This window comes from Desulfopila inferna, from assembly GCF_016919005.1.
GTDB lineage: Bacteria > Desulfobacterota > Desulfobulbia > Desulfobulbales > Desulfocapsaceae > Desulfopila_A > Desulfopila_A inferna.
In genome coordinates, this window is the sequence record NZ_JAFFQE010000002.1 from 202,793 (window position 1) to 214,981 (window position 12,189).

12 protein-coding genes are annotated in these 12,189 nt (G+C 48.5%); 5 read left to right on the plus strand and 7 right to left on the minus strand.

Annotated features, from left to right (window positions below):
* The first annotated feature begins 23 nt into the window (after positions 1 to 23).
* Entirely contained in the window at positions 24 to 2,435 is a 2,412-nt protein-coding gene (locus JWG88_RS04960; protein WP_205233226.1) for an acetate--CoA ligase family protein, read from the plus strand.
* Positions 2,436 to 2,530: 95 nt separating this feature from the next.
* On the opposite strand, the gene JWG88_RS04965 is transcribed toward JWG88_RS04960, so the two are convergent.
* Positions 2,531 to 3,361, minus strand: a complete 831-nt coding sequence (locus tag JWG88_RS04965) for a DODA-type extradiol aromatic ring-opening family dioxygenase (protein ID WP_205232608.1) — start codon at positions 3,359 to 3,361, stop codon at positions 2,531 to 2,533.
* A gap of 276 nt (positions 3,362 to 3,637) precedes the next feature.
* On the opposite strand from JWG88_RS04965, the gene JWG88_RS04970 reads away from it, so the two are divergent.
* Together JWG88_RS04970 and JWG88_RS04975 are read left to right on the plus strand one after the other, a co-directional pair.
* The gene (locus tag JWG88_RS04970; RefSeq protein ID WP_205232609.1) at positions 3,638 to 4,501 is read left to right on the plus strand and encodes an arylamine N-acetyltransferase; all 864 of its coding nucleotides are present in this window, start codon (positions 3,638 to 3,640) and stop codon (positions 4,499 to 4,501) included.
* Positions 4,502 to 4,720: 219 nt separating this feature from the next.
* Positions 4,721 to 5,158: an ester cyclase gene (locus JWG88_RS04975; RefSeq protein ID WP_205232610.1), complete on the plus strand. Its 438-nt coding sequence runs from the start codon at positions 4,721 to 4,723 to the stop codon at positions 5,156 to 5,158.
* 79 nt (positions 5,159 to 5,237) lie between these two features.
* Here the strand turns inward: JWG88_RS04975 and JWG88_RS04980 are convergent, their stop codons facing one another.
* The 6 genes from JWG88_RS04980 to JWG88_RS05005 form a co-directional block, all read right to left on the minus strand.
* Complete coding sequence (locus JWG88_RS04980) at positions 5,238 to 5,684, minus strand: PaaI family thioesterase (RefSeq protein ID WP_205232611.1); 447 nt, start codon at positions 5,682 to 5,684, stop codon at positions 5,238 to 5,240.
* Positions 5,685 to 5,854: 170 nt separating this feature from the next.
* Positions 5,855 to 6,655, minus strand: coding sequence for a beta-keto acid cleavage family enzyme (locus JWG88_RS04985; protein ID WP_205232612.1), 801 nt, complete (start codon positions 6,653 to 6,655; stop codon positions 5,855 to 5,857).
* Between the two features lie 36 nt (positions 6,656 to 6,691).
* On the minus strand, positions 6,692 to 7,651 hold the full coding sequence (locus JWG88_RS04990) for a DODA-type extradiol aromatic ring-opening family dioxygenase (RefSeq protein WP_205232613.1): 960 nt from the start codon (positions 7,649 to 7,651) through the stop codon (positions 6,692 to 6,694).
* 130 nt (positions 7,652 to 7,781) lie between these two features.
* The gene (locus tag JWG88_RS04995; RefSeq protein ID WP_205232614.1) at positions 7,782 to 8,252 is read right to left on the minus strand and encodes a nuclear transport factor 2 family protein; all 471 of its coding nucleotides are present in this window, start codon (positions 8,250 to 8,252) and stop codon (positions 7,782 to 7,784) included.
* On the minus strand, positions 8,237 to 9,217 hold the full coding sequence (locus tag JWG88_RS05000; protein WP_205232615.1) for a fumarylacetoacetate hydrolase family protein: 981 nt from the start codon (positions 9,215 to 9,217) through the stop codon (positions 8,237 to 8,239). Before JWG88_RS05000 ends, JWG88_RS04995 begins: the two co-directional genes overlap by 16 nt.
* Positions 9,218 to 9,550: 333 nt before the next feature.
* Positions 9,551 to 10,204 carry a GntR family transcriptional regulator gene (locus tag JWG88_RS05005; RefSeq protein WP_205232616.1) on the minus strand — a complete coding sequence of 218 codons (654 nt, stop codon included), beginning with the start codon at positions 10,202 to 10,204 and terminating at the stop codon, positions 9,551 to 9,553.
* 733 nt (positions 10,205 to 10,937) lie between these two features.
* Here JWG88_RS05005 and JWG88_RS05010 point away from each other — a divergent pair.
* On the plus strand, positions 10,938 to 11,558 hold the full coding sequence (locus tag JWG88_RS05010) for an FmdE family protein (protein WP_205232617.1): 621 nt from the start codon (positions 10,938 to 10,940) through the stop codon (positions 11,556 to 11,558).
* Between the two features lie 206 nt (positions 11,559 to 11,764).
* Complete coding sequence (locus tag JWG88_RS05015) at positions 11,765 to 12,169, plus strand: hypothetical protein (protein ID WP_205232618.1); 405 nt, start codon at positions 11,765 to 11,767, stop codon at positions 12,167 to 12,169.
* Positions 12,170 to 12,189 lie beyond the last annotated feature (20 nt).

A 12,189-nucleotide genomic window follows, 5' to 3' on the forward strand; every position in this document is an offset into this window, starting at 1 on the left:
GCAACCGTGAAAAGGAGGAAATGATGGATACTTATCCAGGTCTGGAAATTAATTTCGAGGCTATTACAGAGTTGTTCCGCACCGCGCAGGGAGAAGGACGCAGCTTTCTGTTTGAATATGAAGTCTATAATTTACTTGCCCGTTCCGGGTCTGAGACACCGCCTAAATCGATCCTCATCCCCCCTGGAGCACGCTCGTCTGAAGACGAACTTACGGCCTTGCCGGGAGAGAAGGTTGTATTAAAAATCGTGTCCCCGATGATCATTCATAAAACCGAAGTCGGCGGAGTACGTATCGTTGCCAAAACTCCCAACAGTATTCGTTCCGCCGTCCGTCGCATGTTGTATGAGGTTCCGGAAAATTATGCCCAGTGGTTTACCAAAAACCCGGATGCTGTTCATGAGGCCTACCGGGGACTCTCCGGAGAAGCGCTGATAACGGCCATCCGCCGCGATGTAAAAGGCGTTCTCATGGTGCAATATATGCCGCCGGATTCCGGTGCATTCGGCAATGAGCTTATTGTCGGACTACGAAATACCCGGGAGTTCGGGATGGTCATCAGCGCTGGACTGGGAGGCACCGATACCGAGCTATATGCCAAACGGTTCAGAAAAGGCCAGGCTATAGTTGCTGCCTCCTGCGAGTTGATTGACGGGGAGAGTTTTTTCGAGCTTTTCCGAAAAACAATTTCCTATCGGAAACTGGCAGGGCTCACCCGTGGTCAGCGCCGTATTGTCACCGACGAACAGCTGGTTGAATGTTTCAGTTCCTTCATAGAGATGGGCCGGCGATATTCACACGCCAATGCGGACGCAGAGTTTGTTATTGAGGAAATGGAAATCAACCCCTATGCCTTTACCGATTTCCTGATGGTGCCCCTGGATGGTATGTGTCGCTTTTCTTTGCCTCAGGCAATTGAAAATCACCGGCCAGTGGCTAAAATCGACCACCTGATTCATCCAAAAAACATTGGTATCATAGGTGTTTCGACTACACGGAAAAATTTTGGCCGGATAATTCTCGATAACATTCTTGCCGAAGGATATCCAGGACAAGATGTGATTCTCATTCGGGATGGCGTCAATGAAATTGAGGGCGTGGCATGTGTGCCCAATCTGAAATCATTACCGGTCAAGCTTGATCTTCTGGTCGTCGCAATAGGGGCGCAGCAGGTTCCTGAACTTGTCGATGAAATCATCAGCCTGGATGCCGCGAACAGTGTGATGCTTATTCCCGGCGGAATGGGTGAAAATGAGGAGAGCAAAGAGCGTGCGGCACAGGTGATTGCCAAGATCGACGCGGTGCATGGGACCCAAAATGGTGGGCCGGTCTTTCTCGGTGCCAATTGCATGGGGGTCGTCTCTCATCCCGGCAATTATGATACCTGGTTTATTCCAGAAGCGAAACTGCCCAAAGACCGTACCGCGCCCTACCATCGCTCTACCCTTATCAGCCAGAGTGGCGCTTTTATGCTTCACCGCAGCAGTCAATGTCCTGAACTTGCCCCCGCTTATATGGTTTCCATGGGCAACCAGACTGATTTAACCCTGGGGGATATGATTAAATATTTTAAGGATTCGGATCAGGTGGATGTTATTGCCGTTTATGCCGAAGGTTTTAATGATCTGGATGGCCTCGAATTCTGCAGAGCGGTACGTCAGGCCGTGCTGATGGGTAAAGAGGTTGTGTTTTATAAAGCAGGCCGCACCCCGGAAGGGAAAAATGCCACCAGCGGTCATACAGCGTCTCTGGCTGGTGATTATATGGTCTGCGAAAGTTGTGTCCGTCAGGCCGGTGCGATCGTGGCCCGATCTTTTACAGAATTCCAAGACCTCTTTTTGCTTGCCGAGAACATGAGCCACAAAAAGATCCAGGGCAATCGTCTTGCAGCAATGAGTGGCGCTGGATTTGAAGCAGTCGGTATGGCCGACTCTATCCAGTCGGACGATTATCATATACAGCTCGCCACGTACTCCCAAAGCACCGCTGCAAAAATCAGGGAAATCCTGGTTTCAAAACGCCTCGATGCCTTGGTAACTGTTGGCAACCCCCTGGACATCAACCCTTCTGCCGACGACGAGACCCATGCGCTGATTGTTGATGCCCTTGTACAGGACGGTGCGGTTGATGCCATTGTCGTTGGCCTGGACCCCTTGTCGCCATCCATGCATACCCTTTTGGATACGGCGGTGCCAGCCTTTGCAATGGATGCGGAGAATGGTATTGTCTCCCTGTTATCCGAGGTGACTGCGCGAAGTGAGGTGCCAATCATTGGCGTCATCGACGGTGGCCGGCTCTACGACCCTCTGCGTGACGCACTCCTGAAAAACGGCATACCGGTATTTCCCGTATGCGACCGTGCCGTTGCCGCAGTTTCTCTTTATATCGAAGGCCGTCTTTATATGGATACAATCAGGGCCGGGGCGGCAATTTAGGAGACGTTATTAAATAACCGGGTATTTTCACCCATTGCGTTACGGCTCCTATGCCGTTCCGGGTTTACCTCTGGCATATTGTTTTTGACAACGGCTTAAATCGACCAGACATACATACTTGCCTTTCTCTCCATATATTCAACTTCTATTACCTTATCCGCGGGACCTTCGGCGACCCCATAGCAAACATGCAAGGGTAATAAATGTTCTTCGCGAGGATGACAATATCTTGCACCGGGAGCATCGAACCAGTTGGTCAGTTGTCGTTCTCTTTCAGCTTCGGACAATTGCCTGTTTGTCATAACATCCCTGAGCCAGTTCTCAAACGCTTCATTCCAGGCCGTTGTTTTCTGCGTCGGTGGTTCTCGAAAGGCGCGAAGGTTGTGAAAGGAAGAACCCGAGCCGATAATTAATATATTCTTTTGCCGTAATTCTCTTAGTGCCCGTCCTAAATCAATATGCTCTGCTGGATCGAGGCTTTTGAGAAGAGATAATTGGAGACACGGTATTGTCGCCGCCGGATACATGATCTTTATAGGAACAAAAAGTCCATGATCGAAGCCGCGATCACTGTCCAGGCATGCCTTTATCCCGTCTCTAGTCAGTATAGCCGAAATGTCAGCGGCAAGCTCAGGTTGCCCCGGCGCAGGGTAGGTGATCTGATAAGATTCTTCAGGAAATCCATAATAATCGTAAAGCATTTCCGGATGTCGATTGCTTTGGATGGCAGGCGAATCTTCTTCCCAATGGGCGCTGATCACCAGTATTGCTGAGGGAGAAATAAGTGTCGCTGGGACATTTTTTAAAAAATTGATCAGATTTTCATGACGAGGATCGTTAAGCAGGGGCCATGGTCCACCTCCATGGGAAATAAAAATGATCGATCCTTGTCGTTCTTTCCTGCGCTGCTCTGTTTTTCCGCTCATATCATTGATCCTTTGTAAATGTTTCTTTTCGACTCAAGCTGAGAACCGTTTTCTCAGACATGGAAATGCCATGTCGCCACCACAACCGGTAACAACACACAAGAGACGAAAGGCGATGAGACCTGCCCTTTTCCTGCATGAAACTTTTCTATCTTTGCAAAAACAAAAAACCTTTCTACGAAGATAATTGCGAAGATAACAATTGCCCCTCCCCAACGAGCAATGATATAATTTAAACCTTCCCAAGCTTAATTTCCTCTATTGGAGAAATACTGAATGCGCCTGCAAAAAACTGGATTAACGTCCGAACTGGTGGAAAAAATTCTCATGAAACTGGGCTTTTCAGAGCCGCCATCGGTCGATAGTGCCGGTTTAACCCACCTCTACGGGGCCTGGTGCCGCAGGGTTCCTTTTGACAACATCCGAAAACGTATCCATCTGGCACAAAACAATTCCCTTCCACTGCCCGGTCATGATGATGCGGAGTTTTTCCACGGCTGGTTGCGTTATGGTATAGGTGGTACCTGCTGGGCTGGAAATGCAGCGCTGCATGCCCTCCTTGACGCTCTCGGCTTTTTGTGCAGGCGGGGCACAGCGACGATGATGACAACTTCCGACCAGCCGCCAAACCACGGTACCGTCGCCGTGTGGTGTGCAGGAAAACAGTTTCTCGTCGATGCCTCGATGCTTCACAACACCCCCTTGTTACTGACGCCGGGCCAACCTTCTGCCGTTGATCATCCGGCCTGGGGTCTCACCTGCTCCCCCCACCTGCAACAGTGGACTATCCGCTGGCGTCCTCTGCACATGCCGGACGGCTGTATCTGCAGAATTGAAGGATTCTCTGTCACCAGGGATACGTTCCGGCAACTAAATGAAGCGAGCCGAAACCGAGGCCCTTTCAATAATGCCCTGTATATTCGGCTCAATACATTAGACAGTGTTCTGGGCATATCAAATGGAATGGCGGTCAATTTCCTGTCTTCCGCTAAGCTTACCAGAACACCTCTGTCTCATGAAAACAGGCTTAAACTGTTGGTAGAGAAAATGGGCATCTCTGAAGAGATCCTGGGGCAAATACCTGCTGACCTCCAGGCCCGGCAGCACTCTTTACGGCGACCAACTACGGCCGGAAACTGAGATTTGACCGACTAAAAATCACAAATAATGTGCAATTCGTAAATAATCATCTTATCATAATAATGAGTGAAAAATGTAGTACACGCTCTTTACGGCATTGAAAAGGGTATCTTTGCAGTCTCCTTGTTTCCTATACCCTTTTGGCATCATTTTCCTTTTTAGCAGTACTGCGGACACCATCGGGCGTACGAAATGTTCACCTCAAAGGGAGAAGAAACCATGTCTGAAGAACTTAGTCTTAAAGTCAAAAATTTTTATCAAGAGGTCTATAACCAAGGCAACCTGGATGCCATGGAGGAGTTTATTGATGTCAATTATCTTCGCCACCAGCCGCCGATGAAAGATGTACAGGGGCTTGCCGCCTATAAGGCTTTCATATCCGAGGTCCGTGGCGCCTATACAAATTTTAACATGATACTTGATGAAATCATAACTGCCGGAAACAAAACAGTGGTACGGCTTACTCTCACAGGAAAAAACACCGGGAAAAGTCCGACCATTCGAACACCTCCGACCGGCAGAGAGATTGCCATGCCCGCATGTGTTGTTTCTACATGGGATAACGGTAAAATCGCCGAGGAGTGGGTTTATAACGACTACCTGGGATTGACCTACCAGTTTGGTGTCATGCCTATTATTACCGGTAGTTTTGAGTAGCAAACGTTTGCCGCCACAGCCGGCCGGCTGACAACGGACAGTGCTAAGGACGCGGCATTTCGCGCTGCGTCCTTAATCTTCAGTTTTCAGGTATTTGCACCATGATTACCGTACCTGTGGCGCAAAGTATCTGCTCTGCCAGAAGATACAGATCGACAATCACCTTCCGGCCCTTGATTGCAACGACCTTGCCGCGTACTTCCAGTTCCACGCCGAGTGGAGTTGGCTTGAGATAATCCACTTTAAGTGATGCCGTCACAAAACGGCACATGGGTTCGCCGCTTTCCCGTGCTTTGGCTGCTGCGGCGGTTCCAGCACCATGACAGTCCAGCAGCGAAGCGATCATTCCGCCATAGACGTATCCTGGGAAGCCCCCGGAGTATTGTGGCTTTGGCGTATGATGACAGACACTTTCTTCACCATCCCAGTAGCTCTTCAAGTGCAATCCATGGGGATTGTTTCGACCGCAACCATAGCAATGTGCATAATCCTCAGAGTACAGATCTTGAAATGCCTGTTCAGACATGTTCACCTCTTTAAGATATTGTGTATGAGCATTCGGCTGGACAGAAGAAGCCGAACTACCGTTTTAAAATCACATAATTAATATTGGTGAAATCCCTGCCGGACTTACGACCAAGCCAACCTGATTCGACATACTGGCCGAGCAGCGGAGGCAGGGGCGTTATTTGATTTTTAGCATCCATACAAAGACTCGGCAAAGTTCTTATCACCCGGCGATCGTCCGGCAAAACGAGCCAGATCCGAAGTAAGTCTTACAAGTGCGGCATTATCAGGAGCCACCGTACCGTCCGGCAGGTACTGGTTATTTTCAAAGCCGACCCGGGCATGACCGCCAAGTTCTGAAGCCTGAGCCATTATCTCATGCTCAACCTGCCCAAAACCACATGCCATCCAGGAACTCTTTCGCTGAAGGGCGGCGACATAACTGTGCAGATCGTAATTTTGTCTGCCTCCTTGGCTATATCGCCCAAGCACAAAGAGCAACAGATGTTTTTCACCCGGAAGAACACCCTCGTTGCAGAGGGCCTCATACCACTGGACGTCTGCAGGACTATAGAGAATATACTGCACCAGAACCCCAGCCTGCCGCAGTTCGGAAAAAAATGCATGTCCCGCGGCATAGTCGTTTTGATCTTTAACCAGCTCGCGCAGGCCACAGGAAAGGCAATGGGGCGCCAACCGTTTCATCTGTTCAATCTGTTCATCCGGCTGGTATATTCCTGCTGATTCAGAGGAGACCTGCAGCAACATGTTCTGCCCCACAACCGTCTCCAGTTCCCTCAACACCGGACCATATATTGTGTGGTCCAGAGTATGTTTGCCGGAACGGTCACGCACATGAAAATGCATCATCGCGGCTCCCGCTTCCATACAGCTTATGGCGGTATTGGTTAATTCAGATAAGGTGAGAGGCAGCTTCGCATGATCCATTTTTGTCTTTCGGGCGCCATTGGGTGCAACAGCTATGAGCATTGGTCCCCCAACCATCATTCTCCTCTACCCTGAATTCTAGTCCGCATACACCACCCCGGCTGCAATACCGATTTCCGGCATTACCTCGTAAAAGCCAATTTGCGGTGAATTTCCTCCAGCCTGCCTGTGTGCTGCAGCAGCGGCAATCCAGGTATGCAGTTCCATTGACCCGATACCGGCCTCGGCAATTAATGTATTTTGATCCCAGTTGTCATATTCATCTAACCTATTTTCTTGCATGGTATTGAGAAAACGCCGGTCAGCTTGCTCATTGAGATGCATTTGCGCTGCCGTACGTTCTCCTCGAGCAATCATCTCCGCCCCTTCATGGTGCATGCGATGTAATCGTTCGAGCCATTGCTGTTTGGTGAGTGATTTCGGATCATCTCCCCCCGAGATCTGCCAAGCCTCAACCGCCTCCTCCCCGTCACCTAGAGCTGGATAATACCTCGTCGGGTGATGCGACATTCCCCCCGATGCGAGAAACAACACTCTCTTATTGAATTTTGTACTGAAACGGGCAACAGCTTCACCGAGCAGGCGGGATCGGACGAACGGAACAAACGGCGGAGTAATGCAGTTGATAAAAACGGGTATGACCGGTCGAGCCGAAAGCCCACCAAGCATAAGATGGATGGTCTGAGAAAAGGCATGATCGACAGTCATCCGGTAAGAGACTGCCGTGTCGATTCTTTGCCTGCGAAGATCAGCGGCAAGGGCTTTCGCAAGATCCTCCGGAACATCAAGAGAACCCGGAAAACCGCCAATATCCTCCACCGCTGTGGCCTCAAATCCAACACAAAAGGACGGCATCATCTTCAGAAAAAAGCCATTGAAATGGTCTGATCCGAAAGCTATAACAAGCTCGGGATCAAAAGCGCGTATTGCTTCCGCCTGAGCTTGAAAGGAATGCTGCAGCTCTTTCCATCTCTGGGGCTCTTTTTTATAGCAGAACAGCAAGGGGCTGTGTGAGGTGCATATCAATCTGGTTTTCATGATAATATCTTCCCATCGTGAACAGTTTTTTTTCTAACTCCAATATTTCGTCAAAAAAATCTGCATACTCGACAATATCCCTTCAGGTGCTCTTTTGCTGACCCTTGCAGGGCATAAGACGGTGAGTCAGTCACGAAGGTGCTAAACCAACCGGCCCTTTATTATCGGAGGCTGTAAAAATCCGTTCAATATGTCTTTTTCGAATCCGCCACCTGCCGTCCATACCACACTGGTACTCATCTATGAAATCGGCGACAAGAAAAGGTGTTGCCGGAGAAACAGGCGGAGGACCATCACAGGCAAAAGTCAAACATACACTTTTGCCCTGGGCTTTCCGGGGATTGAGCAATGCTATCCTCAGACCGGTCTGCATATGCCTTGAGGTGCGTACACCGGCCATAGCCCTGTTGGCAAAGAGTTGACGGATTTCATTCCGGCCGGAACTTCTCCGAAGACCATGGCTGTAATGGGCATCTTCAGTAAAAAGTTCGATCAGCTCTTCGATCATATTGCCATCAAGAAAATGACAGAAATCGGCATTCAAAGCCTCAATGGCTTGCCGGATTACAAGATACTCCATCTTCTCTAGATGAGTCTCCATTTGCCAATTTCCCTCCGTTCAACAATGATAGAGTTGTATTGGGTGCCGAGTTTTTCTATGCTGATTTCCACGGGACCACCAGTTACCAGAAAGTTCGCCTGGTGAATGGACTTCCTGTTGCCGGAGGGTTTAAAAGCGGTCCCACAGGAAATAACATCCCCTGGATGAAGAGTATGGAACTGACTTATAAAACTTACAATTTCTGCAACTTTATAATTATAGTACCGGGTATTGTCGTCGGCTACTGTCTCCCCATTAACTTTGCAGGTAACAGCCAGATTGTCCGGGTCTCCAACTTCATCTTTCGTCACCAGCCAGGGGCCAAGCACACCGAAGTTGTCCGTCCCTTTATAGCGCCCGGCATAAGAGAGGTGTTGTTCACGCTGCTCAATCTTGTCCGGATCTTCCTTCGAGGCATAGAGGGCTTGATAATGAAAGAGATCTTCCGCCCTCATTTCATTTCCGGTGATGTCATTAAAGATTGCATAGCCATATATATAATTAGGTGCATCCACAGCATCCACATCACGGGTAATCTTACCAATGATCACAGCCAGCTCCGGTTCCGGATGCATACTGCCATAATAGCTTCGCATGACCAGCGGTTGTCCATGTCCCACCAGACAGGACGCGGGTTTGAGGAAAAATGCCGGATGCTCCGGTGCCGATATTTTCCGGCTATTACTGGCTGAATTGTTGAGAGCCACGCCACAAATTTTTCCCGGATGTGGAACGGGAGGCAGCCACACAATCTCATCTGCCGGAATTATGGCAGAACGGCGACCTGCAGCCAAGGCCTGTGCCGCAAGCGCCAAGCCCTCCTCACCCAACTTTATGAAGTCAATCATATTACGCGGGTGATCCTTCAGCTGAGGCAGGGCAAGACCAAGGTCGACAATCCGTAATTCCTCGTTTACTACCCCTATCCGCTCCTGGTCCCGGTAATTGAAACTGACCAATTTCATCTTTCAATTTCCTCCTCTTTGTGCACTATCCACAATGAACCCCTGCTACCCAAAGCACCGGCCAGTCTCTTAAAGATACCCAAAGTATGCATATTCTATTACGATAAGCATTTCCCCGCAAAAATATGAGTTCCACTCAAAATGACTACAGGAAAGTGAATATAAGTTGCCTGCGGGGGGATAACGGAACCTTTGCAGTCATGCATCATGCAGCATATACACCAACAAAGATTGCCGCCCTCTCCTAGCAAAGCCCAACGCCATAGAGATAAAACAATCTTCTGGTTGTGCTCCACATGGAACATTCCCCGTCACATTCCCGAACCGCTCCGGCTATTGTTCGGAAGGAAATATGATTGGAAAGAGATTTTTTTGCGAAGACTTATGGTGCAATTTCAAAAGTTCTTTGGCATGTTCAACGTCTTTTAGACAGATAGCCTCGAAGATTTCGTGATGTTCTCGCTCAATCTCCTTGATTCGATTAAGACGTAAGTCTTCAGTACGAAATCGTAAGAAGATCTTCTGGCAGATATCTCGATATTGGGCTGATAAAATATCATTGTCAACCATCTCAAGTATTCCTGCGTGAAACTCCGTATCCAGAATAAACAGCTTCCTGGTAACATGGCCGGTAATGGCTTTTTCGTAATCTGTTTTACGTTTTTTGAAGATTTGCAGTTTCTTATCAGTCATGTTGCGAATCGCCTGTCCAACAAAACCCACTTCCAGGATTTCGCGTATTGCATAGTGGTTTTCCGCTTCCTTCCGCGTCAGCTTATGTACAGAGTAGCCCTGGTTTGGGACAAAATCCAAGTATCCCTGCTGCGCTAAAATGCTTAAGGCATTATTGACCGGTGTTCTGCTGACATTAAGCTGTTTTGCAAGATCAATGAAAACCAGTCTTTGACCTGGAACAATTTCATAATTGAGCATCAACTCAATTATCTGCTGATGCACTTTCAATGTGAGGTTACTTTGCTTCTTCAAGAGCGTTCACTCCCTCTAACCCGGCTAACGGAAAATAAACCGGCACTCTTTTACCCCCTTGAGGGGTGTAAGTGCCTGGGTGGTATATTCAAGTTTCTAATATTAAAGTACTCTTGGTTTCCTTGTTTCCTCACCACTCAAGGGGGCGTAATAATAAACCCCCATGCGTTGAGTGGACTAAACTGAAAATACGGAATTCCGGGAGTAAGGTCGCCAATATGGAAATCTGATTCCCCCCTCGATCAAAACGAGGTCAAAGTCATTGGTCTCATTCTGCAACCGACTACGGAAAAATCGACTCCAAGTATTTATTACATTACGAATAGTATGTCAATACACTGCAACTTAATCTACTTTTTATATAAAATCAATCCACTACAGCTGCTCCTTAACACCCCCCCCAAGGAGGTACTTAATTGAGTGACAGAAATTAGGAGCAAGGCCCTAAAGGAGCTACGTCTTTAATCCTACTCAAGCCATCTTTAACCAGCATCAACACGTTGGGAATTTACAATATAAATACAAATACCTGCAAAGCAACACAACTTATAGAGTTGACATGCGTATTATTGTATGTAACATAACATGTAAATATTTTCAGTCAAGCATCACCTTGCTGTGCTCATGTAATAAACGGCCCTTAAAGCTCGAGACACAGGGTGCCCCCAAGAGGAACCATACACTACCCGCAATAGTTGGGCACCCTCGCTATTTTGGCAAATGGAGCAAAGACATGGAAACTTTTCAGACACTATTAAAAGAATCAGTCTGCAAACAGGGCCATTTGTGCGCGGGTCAGGTAATCGGTGTGCGCATGGCCATGCTTGGCTGCCGCTTGATTGGCATAGACGACCCCCAAGACGCGCGTTTTCGCAAAAAACTTGTCGTCTTTGTCGAGATAGACCGATACGCAACTGACGCAATTGCCAGCGTTACAGGCTGCCAACTCGGAAAACGCACTATGAAGTTCAAAGATTTCGGTATCAATGCAGCAACCTTCGTCAACCTCGAAACCCATCTCGCCTATCGAATCGTTTCCACAGAGAGTTCCCGAGAGTACGCTCATAAATACGCCCCAAAAGAAACCTCCCTCCAACGGCAGCAAATAGTCGGTTACGAAAATATGCCGGACAGTTTGCTGTTTGATGTTCAACAGGTAAAAGTATCACTACTTGAAGGCGATAAGCCCGGTCCGCCTCGTCTTCCTGCCGCCTGCGACCACTGCGGCCAGATAGTACGGGACGGCAAGGAGATCCATGTTGGGCATGAAACTCTGTGCGGCCCCTGCAGTGATATAAGTTATTTCAAGGTCATTGACCACCACCCGCTTGCAGAGACAGAGGGTAATTTTTAACTGAGGGAAAAATTCATGAGACAGATTGTAACTCTTTCGATTATTCCTTTTTGTACTTTACAGACAACAGCCTGCCGTGTGCCTCAGCGCACGGTAAGCGCAGATATCAAAGTTCTCGTGGTCTCCAGACAGCATGTAGAGAGATTGTAGCCAATAAGAAACCGGAAAAACACAATCCTGCAAACCGAAGCCGAGGAGTGTTATTTATGATTGAAGTCACACCAAAAGCCACCCTGGCAATTGCTGATTACTGCAAAGACAAAGAAAAAAGTCCTATTCGGCTTTTCCTTAAAATCGGCGGCTGCGGCATGCATTCCTTCGGACTGGCTCTCGAAGCAGCTCAGCCGTCAGATGAACTTTATGAAATTGGCGGCCATACATATATTATTGAGCACCAGCTAATGCAACAATACGGCCCCATCAAGATTGACAGTGATGGTTTTAGCTTTCGCATAAGCGGCATTGGCATTCATCCACCAATGGGTTGCGGCACCTGCGGTTACGGCTGCGGCTCAAGAGGAGGAACGCGTTGCTCCGGTGTCTGCTCCCGCTGCAAAGCACCCTGCCCCACCGGCCAGCGAATGAGATCGCGACGAAAGAATCGCAGCTGATTCGACCGTTGTTACTTCAG